The organism is Fictibacillus sp. NRS-1165, from assembly GCF_050468105.1.
Classification (GTDB): domain Bacteria; phylum Bacillota; class Bacilli; order Bacillales; family Fictibacillaceae; genus Fictibacillus_C; species Fictibacillus_C terrinigri.
This window is the reverse complement of the sequence record NZ_JBDPNU010000003.1, coordinates 1-26387: the sequence shown is the minus strand read 5'-3', so window position 1 is coordinate 26387 and position 26387 is coordinate 1. Positions and strand designations below refer to the sequence as shown.

General features: G+C 44.6%; 29 protein-coding genes, 3 pseudogenes and 1 riboswitch. Of the genes and pseudogenes, 24 read left to right on the top strand and 8 right to left on the bottom strand.

What is annotated here, in order from left to right; genetic code table 11:
- The first annotated feature begins 11 nt into the window (after window positions 1-11).
- From ABHN01_RS01110 to ABHN01_RS01060, 11 genes and pseudogenes are all read left to right on the top strand, one after another.
- Window positions 12-656, top strand: a complete 645-nt coding sequence (locus ABHN01_RS01110; protein ID WP_429874030.1) for an alpha/beta hydrolase family protein — start codon at window positions 12-14, stop codon at window positions 654-656.
- Window positions 628-1278, top strand: coding sequence for a pyroglutamyl-peptidase I (locus tag ABHN01_RS01105; protein ID WP_429874029.1), 651 nt, complete (start codon window positions 628-630; stop codon window positions 1276-1278). Before ABHN01_RS01110 ends, ABHN01_RS01105 begins: the two co-directional genes overlap by 29 nt.
- Window positions 1254-2453, top strand: a complete 1200-nt coding sequence (locus ABHN01_RS01100) for a M20 family metallopeptidase (RefSeq protein ID WP_429874028.1) — start codon at window positions 1254-1256, stop codon at window positions 2451-2453. Before ABHN01_RS01105 ends, ABHN01_RS01100 begins: the two co-directional genes overlap by 25 nt.
- A 179-nt stretch (window positions 2454-2632) precedes the next feature.
- Entirely contained in the window at window positions 2633-3484 is an 852-nt protein-coding gene (locus ABHN01_RS01095) for an STAS domain-containing protein (RefSeq protein WP_429874027.1), read from the top strand.
- Window positions 3481-3954 carry a hypothetical protein gene (locus tag ABHN01_RS01090; protein ID WP_429874026.1) on the top strand — a complete coding sequence of 158 codons (474 nt, stop codon included), beginning with the start codon at window positions 3481-3483 and terminating at the stop codon, window positions 3952-3954. The genes ABHN01_RS01095 and ABHN01_RS01090 overlap by 4 nt, the downstream gene beginning before the upstream one ends.
- A 223-nt stretch (window positions 3955-4177) precedes the next feature.
- Window positions 4178-4798, top strand: coding sequence for a YhbD family protein (locus ABHN01_RS01085; RefSeq protein ID WP_429874025.1), 621 nt, complete (start codon window positions 4178-4180; stop codon window positions 4796-4798).
- A 12-nt stretch (window positions 4799-4810) separates the two neighbouring features.
- A complete protein-coding gene (locus ABHN01_RS01080; protein ID WP_429874024.1) occupies window positions 4811-5533 on the top strand; it encodes a polymer-forming cytoskeletal protein in 723 nt (240 codons plus the stop codon).
- 25 nt (window positions 5534-5558) lie between these two features.
- Window positions 5559-6269, top strand: a complete 711-nt coding sequence (locus tag ABHN01_RS01075) for a cytoplasmic protein (RefSeq protein WP_429874023.1) — start codon at window positions 5559-5561, stop codon at window positions 6267-6269.
- Between the two features lie 66 nt (window positions 6270-6335).
- Window positions 6336-7007, top strand: coding sequence for an MFS transporter (locus tag ABHN01_RS01070; protein ID WP_429874022.1), 672 nt, complete (start codon window positions 6336-6338; stop codon window positions 7005-7007).
- A complete protein-coding gene (locus ABHN01_RS01065) occupies window positions 7007-7453 on the top strand; it encodes an MFS transporter (RefSeq protein ID WP_429874021.1) in 447 nt (148 codons plus the stop codon). The genes ABHN01_RS01070 and ABHN01_RS01065 overlap by 1 nt, the downstream gene beginning before the upstream one ends.
- 72 nt (window positions 7454-7525) lie before the next feature.
- Window positions 7526-8971, top strand: a pseudogene (locus ABHN01_RS01060) (MDR family MFS transporter).
- Between the two features lie 58 nt (window positions 8972-9029).
- Here ABHN01_RS01060 and ABHN01_RS01055 read toward each other — a convergent pair.
- Entirely contained in the window at window positions 9030-10301 is a 1272-nt protein-coding gene (locus ABHN01_RS01055) for a protein phosphatase 2C domain-containing protein (protein WP_429874020.1), read from the bottom strand.
- A gap of 89 nt (window positions 10302-10390) precedes the next feature.
- Between ABHN01_RS01055 and ABHN01_RS01050 the strand changes: the two genes are divergently transcribed.
- A complete protein-coding gene (locus ABHN01_RS01050; protein WP_429874019.1) occupies window positions 10391-11053 on the top strand; it encodes a diphthine--ammonia ligase in 663 nt (220 codons plus the stop codon).
- Window positions 11054-11063: 10 nt separating this feature from the next.
- Here the strand turns inward: ABHN01_RS01050 and ABHN01_RS01045 are convergent, their stop codons facing one another.
- The 3 genes from ABHN01_RS01045 to ABHN01_RS01035 form a co-directional block, all read right to left on the bottom strand.
- On the bottom strand, window positions 11064-11372 hold the full coding sequence (locus ABHN01_RS01045; protein WP_429874018.1) for a hypothetical protein: 309 nt from the start codon (window positions 11370-11372) through the stop codon (window positions 11064-11066).
- 110 nt (window positions 11373-11482) lie between these two features.
- A complete protein-coding gene (locus tag ABHN01_RS01040; protein WP_429874017.1) occupies window positions 11483-12277 on the bottom strand; it encodes a serine/threonine protein kinase in 795 nt (264 codons plus the stop codon).
- 5 nt (window positions 12278-12282) lie between these two features.
- Window positions 12283-12468 carry a hypothetical protein gene (locus ABHN01_RS01035; protein WP_429874016.1) on the bottom strand — a complete coding sequence of 62 codons (186 nt, stop codon included), beginning with the start codon at window positions 12466-12468 and terminating at the stop codon, window positions 12283-12285.
- Between the two features lie 256 nt (window positions 12469-12724).
- On the opposite strand from ABHN01_RS01035, the pseudogene ABHN01_RS01030 reads away from it, so the two are divergent.
- Both ABHN01_RS01030 and ABHN01_RS01025 read left to right on the top strand, forming a co-directional pair.
- Window positions 12725-12975, top strand: a pseudogene (locus ABHN01_RS01030) (DUF3949 domain-containing protein).
- Between the two features lie 105 nt (window positions 12976-13080).
- Complete coding sequence (locus tag ABHN01_RS01025) at window positions 13081-13617, top strand: GNAT family N-acetyltransferase (protein ID WP_429874015.1); 537 nt, start codon at window positions 13081-13083, stop codon at window positions 13615-13617.
- A 92-nt stretch (window positions 13618-13709) separates the two neighbouring features.
- Here ABHN01_RS01025 and ABHN01_RS01020 read toward each other — a convergent pair whose 3' ends face one another.
- The gene (locus ABHN01_RS01020; RefSeq protein ID WP_429874014.1) at window positions 13710-15071 is read right to left on the bottom strand and encodes an alkaline phosphatase; all 1362 of its coding nucleotides are present in this window, start codon (window positions 15069-15071) and stop codon (window positions 13710-13712) included.
- Window positions 15072-15426: 355 nt separating this feature from the next.
- Between ABHN01_RS01020 and helD the strand changes: the two genes are divergently transcribed.
- Window positions 15427-17775 (top strand): RNA polymerase recycling motor HelD, encoded by a 2349-nt coding sequence (helD, locus tag ABHN01_RS01015; protein WP_429874013.1) that lies wholly within the window; start codon window positions 15427-15429, stop codon window positions 17773-17775.
- Window positions 17776-17806: 31 nt separating this feature from the next.
- On the opposite strand, the gene ABHN01_RS01010 is transcribed toward helD, so the two are convergent.
- Window positions 17807-18028, bottom strand: a complete 222-nt coding sequence (locus tag ABHN01_RS01010; RefSeq protein WP_429874012.1) for a hypothetical protein — start codon at window positions 18026-18028, stop codon at window positions 17807-17809.
- 329 nt (window positions 18029-18357) lie between these two features.
- Between ABHN01_RS01010 and ABHN01_RS01005 the strand changes: the two are divergent.
- From ABHN01_RS01005 to ABHN01_RS00995, 3 genes and pseudogenes are all read left to right on the top strand, one after another.
- Window positions 18358-18765: pseudogene (locus tag ABHN01_RS01005) on the top strand (SDR family oxidoreductase); the annotation flags it as partial.
- On the top strand, window positions 18766-18903 hold the full coding sequence (locus ABHN01_RS01000) for a hypothetical protein (RefSeq protein WP_429874043.1): 138 nt from the start codon (window positions 18766-18768) through the stop codon (window positions 18901-18903).
- A 198-nt stretch (window positions 18904-19101) separates the two neighbouring features.
- Window positions 19102-19572, top strand: a complete 471-nt coding sequence (locus ABHN01_RS00995; protein WP_429874011.1) for a DinB family protein — start codon at window positions 19102-19104, stop codon at window positions 19570-19572.
- Window positions 19573-19667: 95 nt separating this feature from the next.
- Here ABHN01_RS00995 and ABHN01_RS00990 read toward each other — a convergent pair whose 3' ends face one another.
- On the bottom strand, window positions 19668-19808 hold the full coding sequence (locus ABHN01_RS00990) for a hypothetical protein (RefSeq protein ID WP_156418955.1): 141 nt from the start codon (window positions 19806-19808) through the stop codon (window positions 19668-19670).
- 206 nt (window positions 19809-20014) lie between these two features.
- On the opposite strand from ABHN01_RS00990, the gene ABHN01_RS00985 reads away from it, so the two are divergent.
- Genes ABHN01_RS00985 through ABHN01_RS00975 form a run of 3 tightly spaced genes read left to right on the top strand, consistent with a single transcriptional unit; the run spans window position 20015 to window position 22121 of the window.
- The gene (locus ABHN01_RS00985; RefSeq protein ID WP_429874010.1) at window positions 20015-20869 is read left to right on the top strand and encodes a sensor histidine kinase; all 855 of its coding nucleotides are present in this window, start codon (window positions 20015-20017) and stop codon (window positions 20867-20869) included.
- Window positions 20838-21482: a response regulator gene (locus ABHN01_RS00980; protein WP_429874009.1), complete on the top strand. Its 645-nt coding sequence runs from the start codon at window positions 20838-20840 to the stop codon at window positions 21480-21482. Before ABHN01_RS00985 ends, ABHN01_RS00980 begins: the two co-directional genes overlap by 32 nt.
- Before the next feature lie 15 nt (window positions 21483-21497).
- A complete protein-coding gene (locus ABHN01_RS00975) occupies window positions 21498-22121 on the top strand; it encodes an SCO family protein (protein ID WP_290400369.1) in 624 nt (207 codons plus the stop codon).
- On the opposite strand, the gene ABHN01_RS00970 is transcribed toward ABHN01_RS00975, so the two are convergent.
- A complete protein-coding gene (locus tag ABHN01_RS00970) occupies window positions 22079-23299 on the bottom strand; it encodes a glycosyltransferase family 2 protein (RefSeq protein WP_429874042.1) in 1221 nt (406 codons plus the stop codon). The genes ABHN01_RS00975 and ABHN01_RS00970 overlap by 43 nt on opposite strands.
- Window positions 23300-23724: 425 nt before the next feature.
- Window positions 23725-23836, top strand: a riboswitch (TPP riboswitch).
- Window positions 23837-23954: 118 nt separating this feature from the next.
- On the opposite strand from ABHN01_RS00970, the gene thiC reads away from it, so the two are divergent.
- From thiC to ABHN01_RS00955, 3 genes are read left to right on the top strand one after another with little or no spacing between them, the layout of a single operon-like run.
- Window positions 23955-25724, top strand: a complete 1770-nt coding sequence (thiC, locus tag ABHN01_RS00965; RefSeq protein ID WP_429874008.1) for a phosphomethylpyrimidine synthase ThiC — start codon at window positions 23955-23957, stop codon at window positions 25722-25724.
- The gene (locus tag ABHN01_RS00960; RefSeq protein ID WP_429874007.1) at window positions 25721-25969 is read left to right on the top strand and encodes a hypothetical protein; all 249 of its coding nucleotides are present in this window, start codon (window positions 25721-25723) and stop codon (window positions 25967-25969) included. The genes thiC and ABHN01_RS00960 overlap by 4 nt, the downstream gene beginning before the upstream one ends.
- Window positions 25970-25972: 3 nt before the next feature.
- Window positions 25973-26350 carry a hypothetical protein gene (locus ABHN01_RS00955; protein WP_290400365.1) on the top strand — a complete coding sequence of 126 codons (378 nt, stop codon included), beginning with the start codon at window positions 25973-25975 and terminating at the stop codon, window positions 26348-26350.
- Window positions 26351-26387: the final 37 nt, after the last annotated feature.

Genomic DNA, 26387 nt, shown 5'->3' with positions numbered 1-26387 from the left:
GTTATATCGTCTTGTACAGTAATCCGCGCGGGAGCTTCGGTTATGGCCAGGAGTTTGTAAAAGCCTGCATGGGAGATTACGGCGGCGGGGATTATCGAGATCTGATGTCGGCTTTGGATCATGCTTTAGAACACTATGATTTCATCGATCCGGAACAGCTTGTCGTTACTGGTGGAAGCTACGGCGGCTTTATGACAAATTGGATCATCGGACATACTTCAAGATTCAAAGCGGCTGTCACTCAGCGCTCCATTTCCAATTGGCTGAGTTTCTACGGTGTGAGCGATATCGGATTTTATTTTACAAAATGGGAGATCGGAAACCATCTTTACGAAGATCCTGAAAAGGTATGGCATCATTCTCCATTGCGGCTTAGCAGCAGGATGGAAACCCCTCTCCTCATCCTGCACGGAGAAGAGGATTACCGCTGCCCGGTCGAACAGGCAGAACAGCTGTTCATCGCTTTAAAACAGCAGGACAAAACGGTAAAATTTGTCCGTTTTCCGAAGGCTGATCATAACCTGTCACGGAACGGCGACCCTGGGTTAAGGGTAGCTAGGCTTCAATATATTGTGAACTGGTTCGATGAGCAGCTGGAGAACGTTGCGTCCAAAGGAGGTCCAACGCTTGAAAACACTGCTGCTGACAGGTTTTGAACCTTTCCTGAACCATCCTTTTAATCCGACCGAGTATATTGCCCATCAATTGAACGGCAATGTCGTAGGGAGCTACCAGGTAAGAGGGAAGGTTCTGCCTGTCGAATACGGTAGCTCTGCTCATGAGCTGATTGCTTATTACGAAGAACTGCGTCCCGATGCGGTCATCATTCTTGGCCTGGCGGCCGGGCGCAACCGGCTGACTCCTGAGCGAGTTGCCATCAATGTGAATGATGGACCAAGCGATAATAGTGGAGAAGAGAGGGCTGACAAGCCAATTATTGATGGAGGACCGGCCGCCTTTTTTTCGACCCTTCCCGTCAGAAAATTTTTGAATATTCTAAATAAAAGAGGAATTCCGGCAGAGTTATCGAATACTGCAGGTGCCTACCTCAGCAATCATGTCATGTACAGTATGCTGCATCACTTGGAAAAATCAAAACATGAAATACCTGCCGGCTTCATTCATGTTCCGCCGTCCTATGAACTGGCTGTAAATGACCGGTCCATTTCGGGATGGCCAAAGGAAACATTGTTGTACGCTATTGAAATTGTAATTGATTCACTGGATAAAACATTAACTGGAGATGAGCAGAAGTGGAAAAATTATATGACCGATTAAAAGAATTGTATCCTGAAATGGTGAAGATCCGCAGACATCTGCATGAAAATCCTGAGCTTTCGTTTGAAGAGGTGGAAACGCCGAAATATATCGCAGCCTATCATGAAGAATTGGGGCATGATGTACGCAGAAATGTCGGGGGCAGAGGAGTCGTTGCTGTGCTTCGCGGCGGCAAGCCGGGAAAAACGGTAGCGCTTCGTGCGGATTTCGATGCCCTGCCCATTCAGGAAGAAAATGACGTGGAATACAGATCAAAAGTCGATGGTGTCATGCATGCCTGCGGACATGATGGTCATACCGCCACATTGCTTGTCCTGGCTAAAGTGCTGAACCGCCTGAAGGACGAGCTGGAAGGAACGATCGTTTTTATCCATCAGCATGCGGAAGAACTTGCTCCTGGTGGGGCGATTGCCATGATTGAGGATGGCTGTCTGGATGGAGTTGACGTTATTTTTGGCACCCATCTTTGGGCGGTTACACCTTTTGGCTGCATCGAACACCGAACCGGGCCATTTATGGCAGCAGCTGACAAGTTTGATATTGTCATTCAAGGAAAAGGCGGTCACGGGGCACAGCCTCACCTTACAATGGATGCAGTAGTGATCGGTTCACAGCTTGTGATGAATCTGCAGCAGCTGGTCAGCCGGCGGGTCAATCCGCTGGATGCAGCTGTCCTGTCTGTCGGTGCTTTTGAAGCGGTGAACGCATTTAACGTTATTGCCGATACAGCTAAGATTACTGGTACCGTTCGTACGTTTAAAGAAGACGTCAGAGCGTTGATGGAGCGTGAGATTGAACGAGTGGTGAAAGGGACGTGCCTGTCTGCTGATGCGGGCTATAGCTTTTCATATAAGCGAGGATATCCTGCTGTGGTGAATCATAAAGAAGAGACGGAGTTTGTAGCCCGAGTCGCTCAGGATGTTCCAGGGGTTGTGAAAGTGGTGGAAGGTGAGCCGCAGATGGGCGGAGAGGATTTCGCCTATTATTTGGAGCATGTGAAAGGTACGTTCTTTTATACAGGAGCACAGGATGAAAACTGGAGTGAAACGTATCCACATCATCATCCGAAATTTAACATTGATGAAAGAGCCATGCTTGTGGCGGCCAATACATTGGGAGCAGCGGCTATCACTTATTTAAAGGAAGCATCAAAGAAAGCAGAGGCAGCTGTGTAAATAGAGGGAGATTCAAGAGCTGGGTTACCGCACAGGCAAACGACAAGGCGGCCCAGCTTTTTATTTGTTTCGACCGATTGGACCAGTTTTGTGAAGATGGCCAAAAAATAAAGGAATTACTTTTGCAATATAAGAATAAAGAAAGAGAACATTTGAACAAAGGAAGGAGGAAAATACTGATGGAAAGACATCAGCATAAAGAGGTTACGGAGTTTATCGTCCACCACAGAGAGGAATTTCAGAATAAGCTGTTATCCGAGGCTAAAGAAGTAGCAAATAAAATAAGTGATATTCTACAATCAGGGAATATTGATCTTTTGAAAAACGCTGAGAAAATGGTAACGTATGTGGTGGAAGGGAAAGAGAACGAACTCATTTCCTTTGCCAAGCAGGAAGGCGTGGCCTGGGCAGAGCATTCTTTAACCCTAACTCTTAAGCTGGAGTGGGTACATGCGATTAGAAGGACGCTGTGGTACTATCTGTTTCAATATGATCAACAGAACACCCATGGACTCAATATTTCAGACTATAGACTGAAGGTTTTTGAGATGGAGAAGCGAATCAATGACGGCATCGATAAATTTCTTAATAGCTTCTTCATAAGTTATTCAATTTATAAGGATGAATTGCTTAACGCTCAGCGTAAAATGGTTGAACATCTATCGGTTCCTATTATCCCTATCAGTCCTTATATAGCGGTTCTTCCTTTAATTGGTGTGATTGATATATACCGTATACATACCATTGAGGTAAAGGTATTAATGGATATTTCAAGTTTGAAAATCCGAACGTTAATTATGGATCTATCAGGCATTACAGATATGGATATTGATGTGATCCACCATTTTCAAAGAGTACTGAGCGGCATTTCACTGATGGGATGTGAGGCGGTCATTACCGGTCTGCGTGCGGAGCTCGTCAGAAAAATGATTCATTTGGATGTTTCATTCGATGAGTATGCGGCAACTAAAGGGACACTTCAGCAAACAATGACTGAATATTTTACAACGAATGCGATGGAATCAATATGAAAAAAACATCATCACGGCTGCCAATGCCAGCTGGTTTAAGAATAGAACATGCAAAGGCAGCTGGCATAGATAATGAACCACTGTTTCGGGCACTGAAAGAAAAAGATAGGATCGCTTTACAGCCGGCTGGAGAAGACCTGGACTGGGATTACATGTTTTCGTATACCGAAGACCATGAAGAGGATGTAAAAGAGGCGATCCATCATGGCTATGAATTTAAATTTCTGACCATTAATGGATTGAGAAACTATTTGAAGCTGCGTTTTTCTCTGCAGGAAGACCATGATTTTGAAGTGAGCAACGAAGGCGTTGTTACACTGAATATGAACGCAGCAGATGTAAAAGTGCTGGAGTCAGTACTGCCCGGACACTGGATTCTTTCAGCGGTGTATGATTCAGAAGGAAAACAAGACCAAAAATTTCAGATCAAGCCATCGGTTATTGAGGAAAATAAAACAGCGGGAAGATGATTGAACAATTGTCACTAAATATAAAAATAGGGGAGCGACAGAACAACACGTTCTGCCGCCTTTTGCTGTTGGTTTGGTGCTACAGTTTTGGTGCCAGGCACCGCCTTTTGAAACTTATGTCATTGAGGTGCCTGGCACCAAAAATAAAAATTTCCATATACTGTATTTACAAACGTAACAGTGTTATGTTACATTGATTACAGAAAAGAAAGGAGCCGTTAACTTGAGCAATGAATTGATATCAAAAAAAGATTTGTTGGATTTGGCTGGAATATCTTATGGACAGCTGTACCGCTGGAAAAGAAAAAACCTTATTCCAGAAGAATGGTTCGTTCGTAAATCAACGTTTACAGGCCAGGAGACATTTTTCCCGAAGGATAAAGTGCTTGAGCGGATTGACAAAATTCAATCCATGAAAGAGACGCTATCGCTGGATGAACTGGCGGAACGTTTCTCGCCTTCCGTATCGGAGGCAAACGTAACGAAGGGTGAACTATTGCAACGAAACATTGTTACGAAATCTGCTCTTGATTTTTACTTGCGTGAAAATGGAGAAGTGGAGCAGTTTCAGTTTGATCAGCTGCTGGAAGTGTTTATATTAGATAAGCTGCTTACTTCAGGAGATATCAGTCTGGATGAGGGAAAGATGTTGCTTCAGGTATTAAAGGAGACGCGGGGTTCACTCAGTGAGGGCGAGAATGAGCTGCTGTTTATCCGGAAGCTTGGAGTTACTTCGTGCCTGCTGCTCTCCGGGGCTGAAAACATAGTGGTGGATCAAGGTTCAAAAGTGACGATGAGACTATCAGTCAATAGCTGTGTGGAAGAACTTAAAACAAACTTGTAATGGAGGATGATTATGCAAAGCGGTATCAAAGGAAATCTCACCATCAATGGATACGGCTCTTCAAATGGCGGGCATTTTGAACATGTCACGCTGAATGGAAGAGGCACCATCAACGGCAGTCTTGAGTGTTTGAGATTTGAATGTAATGGGTCTGGAACCGTTCATGGCGATTTGAAAATGGAGGAAGCAAAAATCAGTGGGAGCGGAAAAATCAAAGGTTCCGTAGATGGAAACGAATTTTTAATTGAAGGCAGAGGCACAGTCTCCGAAAGCGTGATATTGGCCAAAAAGATGAAACTATCGGGTTCTGGAATGATTGGAGGAAACCTGAAAGCGGATGAGATTAGGATCAATGGAAAAGCAACGATAGCGAACGATTGTGAAGCAGAAAATTTTAAAGCGGACGGCCAGTTTACCATCGGAGGACTTTTGAACGCGGATCGAATTGAAATCAGACTTCACGGTGAGAGTTCCGTCACCGAAATGGGCGGTCAGGTCATTAAAATTAAAGGCATAAAGAATCGTTTCCTTCAACTTTTTAAGACGTTTTTCCCGGTTCAACTGACAGCAAAGCTGATCGAAGGCGATGATCTTGAACTTGAGAGCACGAAGGCAGATGTGGTTCGCGGGACGAATGTCACAATTGGCCTTGATTGCGAAATCGATTTGGTTGAATACAAAGGGACATACAAACAGGATAAAAGCGCGAAAGTAAAAGAAAAGAAAAAAATCTGAGCAAGGGAAAGAGAGGAGGAGTACGATGACGAAGGCAAATAATCTTACGATGCACGGTTCAGGAAGTGCATCCGGAGGTTTATACAATAAGGTGAAAATTATGGGAGAAGGAACCATTACTGACGATTTTGAATGTACGCTTTTTAAAACATACGGATCAAGTGAAGTGTCCGGAAACGCCAAAGCGGTGGATTTTGAAATATTTGGCGAGACAGAAGTGAGAAAAAATCTGGACGCGAGGAATATGAAGGTGCTTGGGACACTTTCCGTGGGTGAATCAGCAACCATAGGAAACACAAAAATTCTCGGAACTGTGGATGTGACCGGGAAATTTACCGGAGATAAGGTGGACCTCAAGGGCAGTATCGGTGTAAGAGGAGATCTTGAGGCAGAGGTTTTCGTATCGAGCGGCTTGTTTGAAGTTGCCGGTTTGCTGAATGCCGATGTGATTGACGTAAAGCTGAGATATAGCACAAGCCATGTTCAAGAGATGGGTGGAGAGACAATCCGTGTACAAAAGAAAGGTTCATTTCTGCCGTTCATGAAAAATGAGGGCTACCTTGAAGCGAAAATCATTGAAGGTGATGATATTTTCTTGGAAAATACAACAGCGGATATTGTGCGCGGAAAATCGGTACGTATCGGTTCGGGCTGCGAAATAGGATTGGTCGAATATTATGAGGAGTTTAAAGCTCTTTCTGGTTCTTCGGTAAAAGAAAATCAAAAAATAGAGTAGCGATAACAGAGTAAGGCTGCAACAGACCTTCCAACAATCAAAAGGGATGAATCAGGAGTTAATTTTATGAGTCACACAGCGGTTCAATCAAAAGCGGGAATGGATGATCTCTTCCGAAACCGGTTTATCCAGGTCGTATTGCTTTCTGTGTTTTTTCTGCAGATCGGCATCTGGGTAAGGAATTATTCCGTACTGCTGTATGTTATCGAAAAAACAAATGGAAATCCAGTGGCTGTTTCTCTTATCTTTATAGCCGAATACGCACCCATCTTTCTTTTCTGTTTTATTGGAGGGACGTTTGCTGAACGCTTGAGACCGAAGCGGACGATGGTCTGGTGTGATTTTTTAAGTGCTGTATCTGTTTTTATTGGTCTACTCACTTTGATGCTGGGAAGCTGGAAAGCCGTTTTTTTAGCAACGCTCGTCTCCGCCATCCTCTCCCAATTTTCGCAGCCATCCGGCATGAAGCTGTTTAAGGTTCATGTTCCGGCAGAACTCGTACTGGCGGGGATGTCGATGTACCAGACGATGTACGCGGTGTTTATGATTTTAGGTCCCATTATTGGAACGTTTGTGTACCAGAGCTTCGGTATCAAGGCTGCGATCATTGTTATGGGGATCACCTTCCTGCTTTCCTCGGTTATTCTTCTTTTATTGCCTGAAGACCGTGCCGTTCGGAAAAATAACGAAAAAACAACGTTCGTCTCGGACTTCCAAAAGAACAGCTTCAATGGCTGATGGCAGCGTTTGGGATCGGAATCATTCTTGGCGGAGGATTGACGGTTTTCATGTCCAAGAAAATTAAGCCGCAAATGCTCTTGGCTTTAGGGCTTGTGGCAAGCGCAGTCAGTTTTTCAGGAATGGGGATGTCCAATGTCTTATGGCTGACGCTTGCTTATCAATTCTTATCCGGACTCTTTATGCCATGTGTCAATATAAGCATCAATACGCTGATTTTAGAAAATACAGAAGAAGCCTTCATTGGCAGAGTGAACGGAATATTAAATCCGCTCTTTACAGGGGCCATGGTCATTTCCATGTCTGTTGGGGGCTGGCTGAAACTTCATTTATCAATTGTCCTTATATATGAATTAGCGGCTCTTATCCTGTTTGCCGGAGTTGCAACTCTGCTGCCCATCGTGAAAAAGAGCGCAAAGAATCAAGAGATAAGCAAAGGAGTGTAAGACCGGTGCCAGGCACCAGTCTTACACAAGTGTCAAAAATACGGTGCCTGGCACCGAAAGGGAGATAAGTGTATGAGCGAAAAGAATAATAGATTAGGATTTGTGGTTGCAGGGCAGCTGCTCGCCATCCTGATGGCATCAATGGATAACACGATCGTAGTTACCGCGATGGGAACAATCGTCGGCGATCTGGGTGGCCTTGAAAACTTTGTATGGGTAGTCTCAGCCTACATGGTAGCTGAAATGGCAGGAATGCCGATTTTCGGGAAGCTGTCGGATATGTACGGCAGAAAGAGATTCTTTATTTTTGGGCTGATCCTGTTTATGGTGGGTTCGTCACTATGCGGAACAGCTGATAGTATTCTTCAGCTCGGCATTTACCGGGCGATACAGGGGATTGGCCTTGATTCCCATTGCGTTTACCATTGTTTTTGATATCTTTCCTCCAGAAAAAAGAGGGAAAATGGGAGGGCTGTTTGGAGCGGTCTTTGGGCTTTCCAGTATTTTCGGCCCGCTTCTTGGGGCGTATATCACCGATAACATCAGTTGGCACTGGGTTTTTTACATCAACCTGCCGTTGGGAATTCTGGCGTTGGTGTTCGTGGGTTTATTCTATAAAGAATCACATGTTCATACGAAGCAAAAAATCGACTGGCTCGGCGCCGTAACATTGATCGGAGCTGTCGTTTGCCTCATGTTTTCACTGGAACTTGGCGGCCAGAAGTTTGATTGGAGCTCCTGGCAGATCATCAGTTTGTTTGCAGGATTTACTGTACTGTTTCTTCTTTTTTTGGGAGTGGAACGAAAAGCGGAAGAACCGATCATTTCATTTAAAATGTTCCAGAACCGCCTGTTTGCGGGCAGTACAATCGTTGCGTTCTTCTACGGAGCCACGTTTATGGCAGCTACGGTTTATATTCCCATTTTTGTTCAGGGCGTTTACGGGGGAACGGCGACCAACTCAGGGCTGATCCTGCTTCCAATGATGCTTGGTTCAGTCGTTACCGCACAGCTTGGGGGATTTCTGACTTCCAAGATGAGCTACCACAATATTATGTTTCTTTCAGGGATCATTATGATCGGTGGATTTGCATTATTGAGCACAATCACACCGGATACGAGCAGGCTGGTACTGACGCTGTATATGATCGTTGTCGGTCTGGGGGTAGGATTTTCCTTCTCTGTACTCAGCATGGCAGCCATCCATAATTTCGGCATGCTGCAGAGAGGTTCCGCTACATCAACAAGCAATTTTATACGTTCGCTCGGAATGACGCTCGGAATAACTATCTTCGGTACCATTCAAAGGAGCGATCTGGCCTCACAGCTAAAGGAAACATTTAACGGAATGGGAGGAACCATGCCGGGCAGCGGAGCAGGCGATGCAAGATCCTGTCCGAGCAGGCAAGGGCAATGATCCCGGCAGCGGTGGCCTTCCTGTTCGTATTCCTCATGAGCAAGGATCGAATGACGGTGCCAGGCACGGGTGTTACACAAGTGTCAAAAGGGGGTGCCTGACACCAAAATGCGGTGCTTGTATAATAAGACTCTTATTATACATTGGCACTGCCTTTTTTTATTCTTTTCTCAGCTCGTGAGGGACACGGCCGTCGCTCGGTTCACTTCCTTCTTTTGTGCTATGTATCGTCCAGGAAATCAGCGTGGCGCTGTCCCGGCCATGATGAGCTTCTACGGATTGCAGAAGCCGCAGCACACCATCTTCCACATTGGCGGCATCCGCAAAAACTTCATGCACCTTCTTTGCATCTTCAAAGCCTGAGTTCGGGCATTCGATCATTCCATCAGTAGCAAGAAGCAGAACCGTTTTGCCTTTTCGCAGTTCGCGCACTCCGGTGCTGTAACAAGGCAAAGGCTGTTCAAAGGTATTGACCTTACCGATCCACTCATAAAAGTTCCGCTGGTTCAATTGGTATTGCTTAAAGTCCGAGAGTTCGGGATGAAACAGATAAAGCACGCAATCGCCGATCGAAAGCCACCATACATAATTTTCTTTGCGGAATGCGATCAGGCAAGCCGTCTCGCCTTTTATCATCTGGCACTTCGAACGAAATTCTGAACTCCTGAACAATGAGGCCAAACGAGATTCCAACTCTATGAAACAAGCAGGCGCGGGAAGCTTGATCGTTTCAAGTAAACTCTCTTTTTGAGTTACCAGTTCCTCAACCACGAGCTCGGCACTCTCTGCACTATAATGGGCATCCAAGATGACGGCAAACTCCCAATCTTCTTTTTCACCTGCCCAAACGAGGCAGCCGTCTTCGTTCTTATTGGCGCCGGAAAGAGAGTTCCCTCCATATCTCCCGACCGTGATATGATGAATAGAGGAGAGATCAGGCTGATCTATATAAGGGTAAGAGCTGCCGACCCAGCGATTAATGGTTTCATCATCCATCTCCATGTGAGCTCTCAGTCTCTCGCATACCCTATCAAGTGTTTCGCCTGTGCCGTACGGAGCATTTTCCCAGTCCAGGACTTCCCGCGGTCCCCAGTATTCTTTCGGTGTGCCGGGATACCGGGGAGTAATATGCATATGAAGATGGGGAACGCCATGTCCGGAACGAGCGTATATGTGTTCTGCACCTTCACTTTCCCTGAGGGCTTTGCTTATTCTTGCCATGGCCACGCCGAAAGCCTTGGCTTCTTCAAGGTTCATATCTGCCAATGTTTCCGCATGGCGCTTTAAATCAATCATCACATATCCAAGGTAAGCTGGATTGCCGCCTTTATCGATATGTCCGATGTATACGTAATCATCTTCGTAGATCATCTTGCCGGCTGTTGTTATGGTGCCTTGGTGCTTGCTGCATATAAAACAGGAATCATTCATACTGTACAGCTCCTTTTAGATATTTTTCAAATTATATACGATAATCATTAATTTAGGAATAGTTTTCCAGTAAAAAAGGAGCGATGAAAATGGCGAAAAGATGGGCGCTCTCGTGGAGCGGAGGAAAGGATGCCTGCATGGTGCTCGATCAACTTGTGAAACAGGGGGAAGAGGTCGTCTGTTTAATGACGACACTGCCGAAAGAAACAGGCCGAACGTTTGGACATGGAGAGAGTAAAAAACTAATTCAAGCCCAGGCTGATGCTCTTGGCATCCCGCTTGAATGGATTCCGTGTTCTTTCGATTCCTACACGGAAAATTTCATCTCCGAATTGAATTCTTTCAAGCGAAAATACGAACTGGACGGGGTGTCCTTCGGGGATCTGTATCTTGCCGAACACAGACAATGGGGCGAAAACGTTGCTAAACAAGCGGCACTCGAAGCGATTTATCCGCTATGGATGAAAAAAGAAGAAGCCCCTTTAGCGTTGAAAAATTTCGTTGAGTCTGGGTATAGGGCAAAAATCATTAGAGTTTCGAACGGCTTTCTGGACGAAAAGTGGCTGGGAAGAGAAATAGACACTTCGTTCCTTAATGATATTCAGGAAACGGGCATCTGTCCGATGGGGGAGGCAGGAGAATACCATAGCTACGTATACAGCGGGCCTCTTTTTAGTTACCGTGTCCCAGTAAAATCAGGAGAAATCCTGGAACTTGAAACAACAAAGCGGATGGAGCTCTCGTTGCAATAACCGTCTGTTGTCAATAAGGATTGTACCAGCCTGGAAAGGATGGCGGCCAGGGAGGAAACGGGTAGGAGATGGAGTAGGAGTAAGGTGATGAGTAGGGCAATGTATACGAAGATGAATAATGCGGAAATAAATACGATCCGGAAAAAGATAAAGGTGTGGGAGGATGCGGAGCTGTTGTGAATGGCACAGCCGGGACAGCTGGGACAGCTGGAACCCCTGGAACCCCTGGAACCGATACAGTGACTCGCCCAAAGGAATCACCGTTTTTGTGATGATCCAGCCAGCTGCAATGATGAGTATGATCAAAAAGAGGAAGCATAAAAACCCTCCTGTTTATTCAAACTTTATCCATAAATTATTCGTATCCATAGAGAAAAGTGACGACAGAAAAGGAGAACTGAGGACAGTTCTCCTTTTGGAACTTTCATTTCATGTCAGCTTTTGGGCAACAGCCATGATTTCTTTCGCGGACTTGAAACTCTCATCAATCTGCAGCAGCCTTCTAATCAGGCTTCGGACTTCTGGATCTAATGAAAGCTCTTCGTCCCAGCTTTTCTCCTTTTTCGTAACAGGTTCATAGCCAGAATAGAGCAGGAACAGCAGAAAGTGGCCGAGGGCATAGAAGTCGCTTTTGACAGAAACCTCCCTCATTAAATTCACCTTCATGCGTTTTTGGGGATGTTCATCATCACCGGATAGTCCGCACGCCAGCCCAAAATCAATGATGTGCAGTTTGCCATGGGCAGAAATAATATTGGGGATACGGAGGTCCCGGTGGATGACGCCCTTCTCATGCATGCTGCTGACAATGCCCAGCACCTCTTTAAAAATCTCTAGAGCCTCCATCTCCGAATAACGTATGCCCTCTTGAAAAATCAAATCCTCAAACGTTTGCCCGGATACATAATCCATGACGATAAACCGGCCGCATTCATCCTGCCAGGACCGATAGACAGAGGGAATAGCAGGATGATTGAGCTGTTCAAGAATTTCCTTTTCCCGCTCAAAGGATTGCTGCCCCGATTTCGTCCAGCTCTTCGTTTTCCTCAACTGCTTAACCGCCACTGTCTTCCTGGAATCGGCATCTAAAGCGGCATAGGTTATGCCGTAGCTTCCCATTCCCAGCACTTCATTGATTCGATAACGGCCGAGCAGGGTAGAGCCCGGTTTAAGCGGCCGGTCGATGACCAGCCGATACAGGTCCTTTACCCAATGAAACATCATGAAGATCAGCTGCTGAAGAATCCGCTTTTTCTGCGTTTTCCTTTGTAGTACGAATGTCCGTGGCTTTTTCCGTAATGTTTCTTCCCGTAGTCGCTGCTGCTGAACCTCTTATATGAATGTTTATGATAATCACTGCTGCTGTATCGTTTGTGGCTCCCGCCAAGTAATGATTTCAATAATTTTTTTAACATCAAAAATCAACTCCTTTTCTAACTATACGGCTGAATTTCAGTTTAGTTTCATTTTTGTCCAAATCCGTTGAATGGTAATCCATAGAAATCAGGAGAAGAAACTGCCGTAAAAAGATTTTGTGCCGATATAGCTATACTATTTAACTTGTCGTAGAGCGTGAACCATAGTTTAACATTGTATGAAGCTCTGCCATAGGGATATGTTCAGAATAAGGACTAAATGTTATAATGTGGAAAAGAGCAAGGGAATGAGAGTATGTCTTCAGCGATTATCTTTTTCGGAACGATTGCCATTCTGTATTTTTTCATTATGATTCCTATTCAATACTTCTATATTCCGGGCTGAAGGAGCAAAGCCGTAAAACCGCGTTAAGCCAGCAGGAAATCTATGATAAAATACCGGTTCAGGAGCAGCAGCTTCATTATCATGTTCAGGGCAACCTTTTCAACCTGCCTTCTGCCCTTGTCGCGAGTCTGATATATAAATTGAAGCATCGATCCATCTGAATCAGCAGCGCTTATTAACAGGCGCTGCTTTTGTTATGCCGTTTCGTTGTTTTTTCACAGAATAGTTGATAGTTTAAATAGGAATGCGGAATGAGGAGGATCAGATTGAAGAATTTTACCATTATTAATGCAGCCGTAAATGACGAGGTTCTTGCGTATCAGGCTTCTGCAGAAGACACACAGGAAGTTATGGGGTTGCTTGTGAACACCGCTCAATGGCTGAAAAGCAAGGGATCGACACAATGGAGCGAGCTGCTTGAAGGAAAAGATGTGCATGGAATGGCACGATCCATTTTAGAGGGAGATGTGTTCATTTTTAAAAATAAAGAAAGTAAAATCGCAGGAGTTGTCATGCTCCCTCAAAAGGCGAGTGCTTGGGATCTTGAGTTGTGGGGAGAAGACCATCAGGCGGCAATCTATCTTCACCGATTGGCGATCGACCGGAATGCAGCAGGAAAAAATTTGGGCGGGGACATTCTCAATTGGGTGACGAATAGCATCTCGTTTAGCGGAAAGTCTGTCATTCGACTGGACTGTATTGCCAGCAATGAAAGCTTAAACCGCTTCTACAGAGGAGCTGGTTTTACGTTCCGCGGAACAAGTGAAAGCGGCTTTAACATATATGACAAACCGAAAAAATAAAAGACAAGGAACAGCGCCCGGAGGTCAAACCGGGCGCTGTTCTGTTCGAAAAATTCCTGGTCGTCGATAGATGAAAAGTAGGATCTGTATTCTTATTTCCCTGTATGAATGACTTTAAAGATATTTTTCGCTTGATCGGTATTGTTGATCAGCCCGGAGAACTTTTCCTTGCCTGGACCATACGCATAAATGTTAACGTCCTCCCCGGTATGGCCTGTGGTCGTCCAGCCTGTGTTGGACCGAAGATCGGCAATTTTTTCGATGGCAGCATCGATTTTAGCCATATCTTTGGTTTTTGCTGCTTCTTTCACACTATTCACTTCGTTCTCAGTTAAGGCAAGCTCCACATATTCATGAAGTGTTTGTTCCACATCAGCCCCGGATGCAATGGTTTCACCCAAGAAATCAGGCGTACGCTTAAATGCCTTCACCGGTTCAGAGAACCAGTTGTATTTACCGTTCGCTCCGATCGATAACCCGCCCGTTGAATGGTCTGCAGTTGCGACAACAAGTGTATGCTTGTCCTTTTTGGCGAATTGGACAGCGGCCTGAAAAGCTTTTTCAAAGTCCTGCATTTCGCTCATCGTGCCGACGACATCGTTATCGTGCTCCGCCCAGTCGATCTGGCTGCCTTCAACCATCAGGAAGAAGCCGTCTTTATCGCGGTCGAGCCTCTGGATCGCCGAGCTGGTCATTTCTTTAAGAGAAGGCAGATCGTGATTACGGTCAATCATTTTAGGCATGCCGCCTTTAGCAAAAAGACCGAGGACCTGTTCGTTCTTGTTGTGCAGAAGCTGTTCCTTCGTTGTGACGTAGCTGTAGCCTGCATTCTTAAATTCGTTCACCAAATTCCTGTCATCACGGATAAAGTTGGTTGAACCGCCTCCAAGGAGTACATCCACTTTATGCTTGCGGTTGATTTTCTCATCAAAATAGTCACTGGCAATTTCATTCATGTTTTTTCGGCTAGGGTCATGAGCACCGAAAGAAGCGGGGGTGGCATGGGCAAGTTCGGATGTCGCAACGAGTCCTGTAGATTTACCGCGAGCTTTTGCGGCTTCAAGGACAGTCTTTAACTCAGTTTTATCATTATCTACTGCGATGGCCGCATTATAGGTTTTTTCTCCAGTGGACATGGCAGTGGCAGCTGATGCTGAATCGGTTATATTCTCATCTGGATCATCAGCATAGGTCATTTGTTTACCTACAAAATAGCGGTCAAATGCGGTCTTCTCCATTTCAACAGTATCCAGATCATCATTCCAATAACGCAATGCTGTTGTTGCGGCAGGACCCATCCCATCACCGATCAAAAAGATAACATTCTTAATTTGCGGTTCCTTGGCTGTATTAAGATTCTTAGCATCTCCATGCATTTGCATTGAAAGGCCTCCAAGCCCGACAGCACTCACCAAGGCCAGCGGCAGCCAGCGTTTTAAACCATCCCTTTTCATCTCGTACCTCCTGTAATTTTTTATATTTATTTGTCAATTTCAGTATATTCATAAACTTTGAGACTCTCAATGGACCATAGGTATTGCCTAATTGGTACTAGATTATAAGAGGTGATGGAGTGGAAAAAAGAGAGAAACACAAAAAAGAGCCAGGAAAGGTTCCTTGACTCTTTTAACCGTTTTACTTTTAAAGAAAAAGAATTGATTGCCGCATGATCGGTGTGCTAAAATGTAGTTTGCGACTTACCGATTTTTTAAAGGTGATATTAAATTTACCCAAATTTATTATACTAGGTAAGTGGTTGTTTTGTCAAGCATTTTGGAACCGAAAATTTATAGATAAAGGAGAGGGGTTATGAACCAGTGGGAAACAGAATGGAAAAGAGAGCAGGAACGAGTCAATACGGTTGTTGATCAAGTAAAAAAGAAAATGAACGTTCTCGAGGCGCATCTTGGCGGTAAAAAAGAAGATGTAGTCGAGATCAGAAAAAACTTCTGGGAAGATGTGACCGTCAACTTTGACGATGCGCATGAAGCAGCAGAAACAGCAGCGAGCATTAAGCAGCAGGCGGAATTGCTGTCTGAATTAGAACGGAGCCATAAAAACGCTGAAGATCAGAGGAAAAGCCTTGTAAAACTGAGTGACTCCCCTTACTTCGGAAGAATAGATTTCAAAGAAAACAAGGATGCCAAGGCAGATCGGATTTATCTGGGCGTCGCTTCGTTTTATGATGAAAAAGCAGATGAATTTCTGGTGTATGACTGGAGGGCGCCGATCTCTAGTCTTTACTACGACCATTCGCTTGGCAGAGCGGAATATGAGGCGCCAGAGGGTATCGTTTCAGGAGAGATGGAGCTGAAAAGGCAATATATCATCCGAAATGCAGAAATCAAAAGCATGTTTGATACAGGAGTGACCATTGGAGATGAACTGCTGCAGGAGGTGCTGAGCAGGCAGGCGAACCCCCAGATGAAAAGCATCGTGGCGACGATCCAAAAAGAGCAGAACCAGATTATCCGCAATACGAAGGGTACTCTGCTTATTGTTCAGGGAGCTGCCGGATGCGGGAAAACTTCAGCGGCACTGCAGCGAGTCGCTTACCTCTTATATCGCTACAGAGAAACATTGACAGCCAATCAGATCGTGCTTTTTTCCCCGAACAATGTGTTTAACAGCTATGTCTCGAACGTTTTGCCAGAACTGGGGGAAGAGAACATGCTGCAGACGACGTTCCAGCAGTATGTGTATCACCATCTTGGCGATTCCTACGATCTTGAGGATCCATTGGAACAGATGGAGGCCGTACTTACCGGGGATGGCCAACCGGGCCACAAAGTCAGACTGGACAGTATCCGTTTTAAGGCTTCGCTGGATTTTATGAATTTGATCGAGGGGTATATATCTCATCTGCGCAAGGAGGATATGCTCTTTAAATCTGTAGTATTTCGAGGGAGAGTCTTAATCGCAGCTGATCAGATCAAAGAAAAGTTCTATTCTTACCCCTCTGCTGTTTCTATCCCGGACCGGATGAAACTTGTATCTGAATGGCTTGTGAGTGAGGTCAGGAAACTTGAAAAGACGGAGCGGAAGGAACCATGGGTCGAAGAAAAAATACAGCTTCTGGATAAAGAGGTCTATGTCAGGCTATATCAGAAGCTAAGGAAGAAAAAGCAATACACGGAAGATTCGTTTAATGATTTTGAACGGGAGCAGAGACTGTTGTCCGCTTATGTGGTCTCGAAAGCGTTCAAGCCGCTGAAAAAGCGGATCAAGGCTTTGACGTTCATTAATCTTAAGGCAATGTACATGAGGCTGTTTACTGGGGAAGGGCTGTCCTGGGAAAGGGAGGATAGTTATCTGCTTCCCGACAGCTGGAAAGAAATCTCCAGGCTGACTGCCAGAACCCTTGGTAATGGAGAGCTGTTATATGAAGATGCTACACCTTACCTATATTTGAAAGAACGGCTGGAAGGATTTCAGACCAATACGGCGGTTCGCCATGTTTTCGTCGATGAAGCCCAAGATTACTCCCCCTTTCAGTTCGCCTTCATTCAGCGCCTGTTTCCGCGCAGCAAAATGACCGTTTTGGGTGACCTTAACCAGTCCATTTATGCCCATTCCACGGGGGATGCGTTTCAGATGCTGTATGACCATTATGGAAAAGATCATACTGAACGCATCGTATTAACGAGAAGCTATCGTTCGACAAGACCGATTGTTGAATTTACACGGGAAATGCTTCACGAGAAAGATTCCATTATTCCTTTTAACCGGGATGGGGAAAAACCTGTGCTGAAACAGTTTGAAAAGAAAGAAGACCACGCACGTGCCCTTGCTGATACGATTCGAAACCTCCAGGATAGACAGGTGAAGACGATCGCTGTGATCTGCAAGACAGCGAAAGAATGTGAGGAAGCTTACGAAAGCCTGAAGGATCAGGTTGATATCGAACTCATGAAGAAAGATTCTTCGTCTTTTAAGCAAGGTGCACTGATTATTCCATCCTATCTGGCTAAAGGGATTGAATTTGATGCGGTTTTGGTGTTCGATGCCTCAAATTCACAGTACAGCAAAGAAAGTGAGCGCAGGCTTTTTTATACGGTGTGTACCCGTGCCATGCATGAGCTTTATTTGTTTTCGTGCGGAGAGGTGTCTGCATTCATCACAGAAGTTCCCGAGGATACATTCATAAGAGAAAATTAATGAAACAAAAAACACACCCTGTTTGGGTGTGTTAGTTTGTGGCTACGACTTTATAGCCAATCTCCTCAAGTTCGTGGATATTGTCGATATTTGTAACGCAGACGGAATCGTCATTCACTCTGCAAACAACTGCTTCATTTTCATGGCAGTTCTGCAAAGCTCCTAAAACAGAATCAAACTCTATTCCTTTTATCTCTTTTTGTCCAACTGACCAGGAACGCTGCCGGCTAACGTGATTGACTAACGAAACCATGACGGGACCACCTCCGTATGGGTTTATAAGTTTTATACCACAATTTTAGCATTATACTCCTGCAGTGGCAAAAAGAAATTTATTTGTAACATTTTATCTGTTTATAGCGAAAATTCTGTAAATCCTCAAGTGGCAAAGCCGTTTTTAACTTCCCGTTTAAGAATGAGAAAAATACAGCCTAAGTTCCGTTTGAAGAGGGTAAGTATCGTTAGTAGTAAACGGGAAGGGAGCTGTAAAAATGAAAGTATTAGTTGCAGGAGCAAACGGAACAACAGGGAGATTAATCCTTCAGGAACTAAATAAAGCAGGCAGGTCATGAAACAAGAGCGTTGATCAGAGAGAAAGAACAAGCTTCTGAACTGGAAAAGCTCGGGGCAGAAACCGTGCTTGCTGACTTGGAAGGCGATGTTTCAAAAGCCCTAAAATGCTGTGATGCGGTAATTTTCGCTGTGGGTTCCGGGTCGAAAACAGGTCCGGATAAAACGGCAGCTGTGGATCGGGATGGAGCGATCAATCTTATGGAAGAAGCGGAAAAACAAAACGTGCGAAGGTTTATCTTGCTGAGCAGTATGGGAGCGGGAACACCTGAGAAAGGACCGGAAGAGCTTCAGCACTATTTAGTGATGAAAGGGGAAGCCTAAGACCGGCTTGAATCCAGCAGGCTTCATTACACGATCGTCAGGCCGGGTGCCCTTACCAATGGCGAAGGCAACGGGCAAATCAGGGTCGGTGAGAATTTGGGAAGCGGGAGTATTGCACGAGCCGATGTGGCCAAAGTGATTGCAGCATCCCTGGATCTTGAGAATGCCAATCATAAAATCTTTGAAATTCTTGAAGGTGATCAGCAGGTAGCTGATGCGTTAAAATCACTGTAAACTCAAAATCAACGAGCGAAAGCCGGCTGTCATATCCGGCTTTTTTGTTGTAAAAAATTTATGATGAAAACTGAATACAGAGCAAGACAGCAAAGGCCCTTGAAAAAAAGCATAATGGAGCCAGACTTTTTGCACTGCTTTTCTAGAGGTTTTTTTGGTACAGTAATAATTAAGGCAATTGAAAGGGAGATGATGAAAATGAATCAACACCTGTATAAGCAGTTTGAAATGACAAGAGGATTATTTTTGAGAAATGTAAGCAATTTACCAGCTGAAATCGTTGATATACAGCCAGAAGGATTCAACAATACAATACACTGGCATATCGGACACGTATTGACGGTTACGGAGCAATTTCTTTTCGGTTTTCCCAAAAAATCAGCTCACCTGCCTGAAGACTACGTAGAATGGTTTGGCAACGGAACAAAGCCGGCTGATTGGAAGGAGACTGTTCCATCCGTTGAAGAACTGGTCAATCAGCTCCAGGAACAGCTCGTACGAATAAAAGATATCCCGGAGGAAGCGCTGGATGAAAAATTGAAAAAGCCGTTTCTCGGATTGGAATCATTCCGTGAGCTTGCAAACTTCGCTGTTTTTCATGAAACCAATCATCTAGGACAGCTGCATGCGATCAAACTCCTTGTTGAGCGAACAGTCGTGAAAAACTAATGAAACCCAGAGAGTCAAGAAGGCTCTCTGGGTTTTTTATGAGTTGAGTGCAAAAGTAAACAGAGCAAAAAAGTGATCAACAAGGCAAAATGTAATCATGAATGAATCACTGAATGCAGAAAATCGATATCATTTTTTATCTGTTCTTTCAGAAACCGATCTCTGCAGCGTAAATATTCATCCGTAAGCATGGCGATTTCCTTCATGAACAGCATAACTTCTGTTTTTTTTAACATAATGTAACCCTGCCCTGCGTTAGAATATTCGAATACTTCTTTCCACCTTATTCCTCATTTTGGGTCAAAATAAACTAATTTTTGCTAAATTTTTTGTTCGCTTCACAATTTTTTCAAGAAAATCACTCTTTTTAGGTATTATTTTTGTCATTGGTTATGAAAGAATGGAGTTGGAGAAGCATTTAAAACAGCAAGGCGGGGGAAATATGAGCTATCAACAGATAAAATGGATGATTCTATTGCTGCCCACTTTAACGATTGGAGTCTGGGAGTACGTGAGGCATACGATGCTTCTGCCCTATATCTCCATGGAACTAGGAAACTATCTGTCTCCTTTTATTGTATTTTGTGTCAGCGTTGTATTCCTTTCTCGATTATTTTCATTACTAGAAACGGTACAAGGAGAACTTAATGAGGAAAAAACAAAGAAAGCCGCACTTGAGGAAAGGGAAAAAGTTGCCCGGGAACTTCATGATGGGATTGCTCAATCTCTGTTTCTACTCTCTGTCAAGATGTCGAAACTGGAAAAGCAAGCTTCTTTGACCTCTCATCCTCAGTTTCAAAAGATTAAAAAGACGCTCCAGCACGTACATGATGATACAAGGCATGCGATCAACTCGCTTCGGTCTCATCCTGTATCTTCAGCCGTTGCTTGGACGGACACCATTCGCGGCTATCTCGAAGAGCTTAAGCAGGATTACCAGCTTGAAGTACATATGGTATGGGAAATCGATGAGTCAAAAATGAATGCAAAAGAAAAGATTGAACTCTATTCGTGCGTGAAAGAAGCGGTGCTCAATGCCGTAAAACATGGAAAAACGAATGAGCTCTGGATCCAGGCCCTCCCAGAGGGAGAAGGCTGGTCATGTGTGGTGAAAAACAAATGCAGCCCGTTCACTCTGGCTGAATCAGGCAAGGGATTCGGACTGCAAATCACTCAGGATAGAGCAAAGGCAATGGACTGGACATTTTATACTCTGAAAGAATATGAAATGTTTATTGCCGTTCTGCGGAAAGGGGGCATCAGCCATGAATACTCCTATTCGCATTCTGGTAGTTGATGATCACCTTCATGCGAGAGAAGGGATTTCAGATCTTCTGGAGGATTACAGCGAATTTCAAATTGTCGGTGAAGCAAGGAATGGCAAGGAAGCCATTGAGATGACAGGCAAACTGGACCCGGATCTAGTATTGATGGATATCTCCATGCCGCAAATGAACGGGCTGGAAGCGACCAAGTTTATCAAGCTGCATTATCCGGCAGTGAAGGTTGTAATGATGACCGTTTCAGATGAGATTACCGATTTATTTGAAGCGGTGAAGAGGGGAGCGCAAGGCTATTTGCTGAAAAACCTTCATTCGAGTGAATGGTACAGCTATTTAAGGGCATTCGCTCTGGATGAAGCACCGATGTCCAAAGAGATGGCGTTCAGAATCCTGCATGAGTTTACGAGGACAAAACAGGGGAAGGTAGTTTCTCCTCTCTCGAGCAGAGAGCAGGATGTGCTCCAGTTTGTGGCAAGAGGGGACTCTAACCGGGAGATTTCAGAAAAGCTCTATATCTCTGAGCATACTGTAAAAACTCATTTAAAGAATATATTGAGCAAGCTGCATCTCGAGAACCGTGTGCAGTTGACAAGTTATGCCTACAACAAAGGCTGGATTCAGCCGTAAAATAGGAGGAAAACGATGAAAAAGTACGGGATAATGATTTTTGCGCTGCTGTGTGTATTTGCTGCAGGCTGTTCTGCCGAGAAAAAAGAAAATCATAAAGATCATATGCAGGCTTCAGGTGCATCACAAAAGAATGATGAATTAAACTGGAAGGTAGATTCATTTGCCTACACCAATCAGAATAAGCAGCCGTACGGAAATGAAGATCTGAGAGGGAAAGTATGGCTCGCCAACTTTATTTTTACCAACTGTGAGACGGTCTGCCCACCTATGACTGCTCACATGTCCAAACTTCAGGACATGGCGAAGAAGGAACATCTGCCGGTTCAGTTCGTATCATTTTCGGTTGATCCAGAACGGGACACTCCAGCGGCTTTAATTAAATTCGCGAAAATGTATCATGCGGATTTTTCCAATTGGACGTTTTTGACCGGGTATAAAAAGGAAAACATTGAACAGCTAGCAAAAAACTCGTTTAAGATGGCCGTGTCGAGCGATCCGTCCTCCAATCAGTTTATCCACGGCGCAAGCCTTTTTCTCGTGAATAAAAAAGGAGTGATCGTCAAACGGTACGGCGGTGTACAGGATACCCCCTTTCAACAGATTATCAAGGATATGAAAAAACAAAACTCACTATAGCAAAAAGCCTCCCTGGCCGGGGGGGCTTTTTGCTTGTGCTCTTCATGCGGCAGGGCGGGAATCCGCCTCTGGTATTCCCGGCCGGTTCTTGAAACCTTATTCCAGTCCCTGTTGAAGAAATAGGCAATGCTTCCATAGGCCACACAGGCCATGGTGACCATCCTGAAAATAAAGATGTCAAAAAGGATGGTGACAAGAAGGGGATAGGTATCCTTTTCCTGAAAGGCGTAGCCATAATATTCACCCATGCCGATCGCTACCATGTCGTACACAAGGCCGAAAATAAAAATATACAACACATAGATAAGAACATATTCAAGAATGGAAGAATGGAGAGCGAATCCATCGACCACAAAGATACTGGTCATAAAATAAACGGCAAGTGTGCCGGATATAAAAGCTTCAAAGATATAAAAAAAGGAAACAGGGCTTCTAAACAGGTTTTTTCCAAGAAAAGACCTGAAATGGATGACGCAGTCGATAAATGCTTTCTGCCAGCGGATCCGCTGTTTGAACAGATCCCAAATGTTTTCGGGGAGTTCGGTATAGCAAACAGCGTCGGGAATAAAGGTCACCTTTTTATCCTTTTGACCAGCGATATGGCGCTGAATTTTTAATGTAATGTCAATGTCTTCTCCAATCGTTGCGCGGTAGCCTCCGACACTGAGAAGGACCTTTTTCCTGAAAATACCGAATGCACCAGAAATAATGGAAAGGGCTCCTAACCTGGCATGTGACACTTTTGTAATATAAAAAGCACGCAGGAAATCTAGAGCCTGAGCGCGAATGAGCAGGTTCGTTCCACGCAATGTCAGCCCTGAGAACGGATTCTTCATTTTGGTCTGGAGAACATGTACCATGCCGCCGGCAGCCACGACATTTTGTTCTTCGAATGTTTCATTGATGGCAGGCAGTGAATGGTCAGTCATGATGGTATCCGCATCCAAAGTGACATCAAGCTCATTGCTTGAATATTCAATGCCTGCATTGAGCGCGTCCGCTTTTCCGCCGTTCATTTTATCCAGCACATAAATATTTGGATAGAGCTCAGACTGATAAAACTGGATCGCTCGTTTATGTTTTAACTGGCTCAGAGGAATCCTTGTACTTGTCTTCAGCTGCAGGTGTTCATCCAGTTTTCCGAGGGTGTCATCCGTGGATCCGTCATTGATATAAATAATTTCAAATTTTCATGTTTTCAACGGATGTCGTAATGATTTTCTCCTCATTGAAGCAAGGGATAAGAACACTGACACTTTTTTCAAATATCGGTTTTGGCCGATACCGTCTTTTTCTTTTATGAAAAAAGGGAAGGCAGTTGAAGGAGTGAAGGATTGGAAAAGCGATTGAAAGACAGAAGAAAAATAATACTGCATATTTCACTGTAGTAAACCTCCTTTTGTTCAAATTGTTATATTAGTATAAAGTATTTCATGGCAATTTCTCCTTTTCAACGGATGAGTAATAAGTCTTACTTTTCAGTGAATTGAAAGCCTATACATAAATTTCCGGCCATCCGCTTACGGTGATAAACAACCCATGCCAAAAGTCTGATTGTGGAACAAGCAAAGAGAAGTTAACATTTACTCTGAAAACAAAATATGTTTTCTGCTAGGGGAGCCCGTCAGACGGGCTGAGAGAAGAGAGGAACAGCTCTTTGACCCTTTGAACCTGATCTGGGTTATACCAGCGTAGGGAAGTAGGTGCCGAAGTCAAGTATATTTTTGTATATTTTTCTTTGCCTATCCTATCGGGTTCTTCTTACTAGAACCCGTTTTTTTTTATGCTGTGTGTAACTTTGGACTCAATTTAAAAAATCGAGGAGGAAGTTGCATGAACGTACAAAAAGAAAACGATGTTTTATTGAAATCACAGTTTCCAAACAGCACGAAAATTTATGAAACAGGATCAAGTCCGGACATCAGTGTGCCGATGAGAAGCGTCAGCCTGGCGGATACACAGAAGACTGGAGGAGCCGAAGAGAATCCGCCAGTCATTCTGTATGATACAAGCGGTCCTTACACCGACCCCGAATATGAGGCAGATGTAGAAAAGGGTCTGCCCTTAATTAGAAAAAAGTGGGTGGAAGACCGGAACGATACAGAGCAATATGAAGGCCGTTCCGTTAAACCGGAGGACAATGGCTACAGGAAACAGGCTCAGACCGCAAATGTGTTTCCGATTCGTCCTTTTAAGCCGATGCGGGCTAAAGAGGGAGGAAACGTGACACAGATGCATTATGCGAAAAAAGGGATAATTACGCCTGAAATGGAATTCATTGCGATTAGGGAAGGGCTTGATTCTGATTTTGTCAGAAGTGAAGTGGCTAGCGGCAGGGCCATTATTCCCGCCAACATCAATCATCTCGAGCTGGAACCGATGATCATCGGGCGAAACTTTCATGTGAAGATCAACGCTAACATTGGAAACTCAGCTGTTACTTCTTCCATCGAGGAGGAGGTCGAAAAAATGACATGGGCTACTTATTGGGGAGCGGACACGATTATGGATCTGTCCACAGGCAAGGACATTCATACAACAAGAGAGTGGATCATCAGGAATTCTCCGGTTCCTGTAGGCACTGTTCCAATCTATCAGGCGCTCGAAAAGGTGAATGGGATCGCGGAGGATCTAACTTGGGAGGTCTATCGGGATACCCTTATTGAACAGGCGGAGCAGGGTGTGGACTATTTTACGATCCATGCCGGCGTTTTGCTTCGGTATGTGCCGCTGACGATCAATCGCATTACAGGTATCGTTTCACGGGGCGGTTCCATTATGGCACAATGGTGCCTTGCATATCATCAGGAAAACTTTTTATATACTCATTTCGAGGAGATTTGTGAGATCTGTAAAGCATATGATATCTCCATCTCTCTGGGTGATGGTTTACGGCCTGGCTCGATTGCAGATGCCAATGACGAAGCGCAGTTTGCGGAGCTGGAAACTTTAGGGGAACTTACAAAGATCGCCTGGAAATATGACGTACAGGTCATGATCGAAGGGCCAGGACATGTACCGATGCATCAAATCAAGGAAAATGTAGATAAGCAAATGGAGATTTGCCAGGAAGCGCCCTTCTATACGTTAGGGCCGTTGACGACCGATATCGCCCCTGGATATGATCACATCACCTCGGCGATCGGGGCAGCGATGATCGGATGGTTCGGAACGGCGATGCTTTGCTATGTGACACCAAAGGAACATTTGGGACTGCCGAATAAAGATGATGTAAGGGAAGGGGTCATCGCGTATAAGATCGCTGCCCACGCAGCAGACTTGGCCAAAGGGCATCCAAGAGCATTGAAGAGAGATAATGCCCTTTCAAAAGCCAGATTCGAATTCAGATGGGAGGACCAGTTCAATCTTTCCCTGGATCCTGAAAAAGCAAGGGGATATCATGATGAGACTCTTCCTGCGGAAGGAGCAAAAACCGCTCATTTCTGCTCCATGTGCGGACCAAAATTCTGTTCCATGAGAATTTCGCATGATCTGAGAAATATGTCTGCACAGGAACTTACCGGCACTGAAAAAGAAATGAAGGAAGGGATGCGGGAAAAGGCGAAGGAATTTCAGGACAAAGGCTCGAACCTTTATTCATGAGCAGAATAGCAGCACTTCTTGAAAAGATTGCACTGCTGGAAAAGCAGCTGCAGGAGATTCAAAAAAGATGCCCTCATGTGTTTCTGGAAACCTCTCACTCCGATGAACGGATCTGTATGAGATGCAGCTATACCGAAAAAATTGTGTACCGGTTCCCAGAAGAAAACGACGCGGGGCCAGGAACTCAAATAAAAGAACTTCTCTTGGGCAATGATAATGGCAAAGGAAGAATGAGGGAGGAATAGGTAATGGGTACGAATTGGCTGCAGACCGCATTGAACTGGACAGAGCAAAGAGTAGGGCAGGCTTCTGATGGGTTCAGGGAGATACTCGGAAAGCTTAAGAACCAGCCAGCGATGTTGGTGACAGACCTGGCGACATTTATTATGCTTCATCCTGAAACACATAAAAAGCGGAGCGAACTGCTCGGAATCACGTATTGCACGTATTCATTAAATCTTGGCGATGTAGATCTTCTTCTTGAGACAAAGGAGGGACTGGATCAAAAGGTTCTGGAATGCCGCGTGAGCGAAAAAAATCGAGTCATTTCCCATTTCCGTTCCTATGACGCCAAAGCCAAAGATAGTCTGACGGTTCCATTGGACATCAAACAATATCATAATTAATTGGAAAAACCGTCTGCCGCAGTGAGCTAACCTAAAT

What these genes read in the sequence shown, in the direction of transcription:
- ABHN01_RS00955 (WP_290400365.1), top strand. Translation starts at nt 25,973, where the DNA reads ATGGGTACGAATTGGCTGCAGACCGCATTGAACTGGACAGAGCAAAGA.
- ABHN01_RS00975 (WP_290400369.1), top strand. Translation starts at nt 21,498, where the DNA reads ATGAAAAAGTACGGGATAATGATTTTTGCGCTGCTGTGTGTATTTGCT.
- thiC (WP_429874008.1), top strand. Translation starts at nt 23,955, where the DNA reads ATGAACGTACAAAAAGAAAACGATGTTTTATTGAAATCACAGTTTCCA.
- ABHN01_RS01045 (WP_429874018.1), bottom strand. Translation starts at nt 11,372, where the DNA reads ATGCTTCCTCTTTTTGATCATACTCATCATTGCAGCTGGCTGGATCAT.
- ABHN01_RS00960 (WP_429874007.1), top strand. Translation starts at nt 25,721, where the DNA reads ATGAGCAGAATAGCAGCACTTCTTGAAAAGATTGCACTGCTGGAAAAG.
- ABHN01_RS01075 (WP_429874023.1), top strand. Translation starts at nt 5,559, where the DNA reads ATGACGAAGGCAAATAATCTTACGATGCACGGTTCAGGAAGTGCATCC.
- ABHN01_RS01065 (WP_429874021.1), top strand. Translation starts at nt 7,007, where the DNA reads ATGGCAGCGTTTGGGATCGGAATCATTCTTGGCGGAGGATTGACGGTT.
- ABHN01_RS00980 (WP_429874009.1), top strand. Translation starts at nt 20,838, where the DNA reads ATGAATACTCCTATTCGCATTCTGGTAGTTGATGATCACCTTCATGCG.
- ABHN01_RS01010 (WP_429874012.1), bottom strand. Translation starts at nt 18,028, where the DNA reads ATGGTTTCGTTAGTCAATCACGTTAGCCGGCAGCGTTCCTGGTCAGTT.
- ABHN01_RS01020 (WP_429874014.1), bottom strand. Translation starts at nt 15,071, where the DNA reads ATGAAAAGGGATGGTTTAAAACGCTGGCTGCCGCTGGCCTTGGTGAGT.
- ABHN01_RS00995 (WP_429874011.1), top strand. Translation starts at nt 19,102, where the DNA reads ATGAATCAACACCTGTATAAGCAGTTTGAAATGACAAGAGGATTATTT.
- ABHN01_RS01040 (WP_429874017.1), bottom strand. Translation starts at nt 12,277, where the DNA reads ATGATGTTTCATTGGGTAAAGGACCTGTATCGGCTGGTCATCGACCGG.
- ABHN01_RS01055 (WP_429874020.1), bottom strand. Translation starts at nt 10,301, where the DNA reads ATGAATGATTCCTGTTTTATATGCAGCAAGCACCAAGGCACCATAACA.
- ABHN01_RS01090 (WP_429874026.1), top strand. Translation starts at nt 3,481, where the DNA reads ATGAAAAAAACATCATCACGGCTGCCAATGCCAGCTGGTTTAAGAATA.
- ABHN01_RS01070 (WP_429874022.1), top strand. Translation starts at nt 6,336, where the DNA reads ATGAGTCACACAGCGGTTCAATCAAAAGCGGGAATGGATGATCTCTTC.
- ABHN01_RS01080 (WP_429874024.1), top strand. Translation starts at nt 4,811, where the DNA reads ATGCAAAGCGGTATCAAAGGAAATCTCACCATCAATGGATACGGCTCT.
- ABHN01_RS00985 (WP_429874010.1), top strand. Translation starts at nt 20,015, where the DNA reads ATGAGCTATCAACAGATAAAATGGATGATTCTATTGCTGCCCACTTTA.
- ABHN01_RS00990 (WP_156418955.1), bottom strand. Translation starts at nt 19,808, where the DNA reads ATGTTAAAAAAAACAGAAGTTATGCTGTTCATGAAGGAAATCGCCATG.
- helD (WP_429874013.1), top strand. Translation starts at nt 15,427, where the DNA reads ATGAACCAGTGGGAAACAGAATGGAAAAGAGAGCAGGAACGAGTCAAT.
- ABHN01_RS01050 (WP_429874019.1), top strand. Translation starts at nt 10,391, where the DNA reads ATGGCGAAAAGATGGGCGCTCTCGTGGAGCGGAGGAAAGGATGCCTGC.
- ABHN01_RS01035 (WP_429874016.1), bottom strand. Translation starts at nt 12,468, where the DNA reads ATGTTAAAAAAATTATTGAAATCATTACTTGGCGGGAGCCACAAACGA.
- ABHN01_RS01095 (WP_429874027.1), top strand. Translation starts at nt 2,633, where the DNA reads ATGGAAAGACATCAGCATAAAGAGGTTACGGAGTTTATCGTCCACCAC.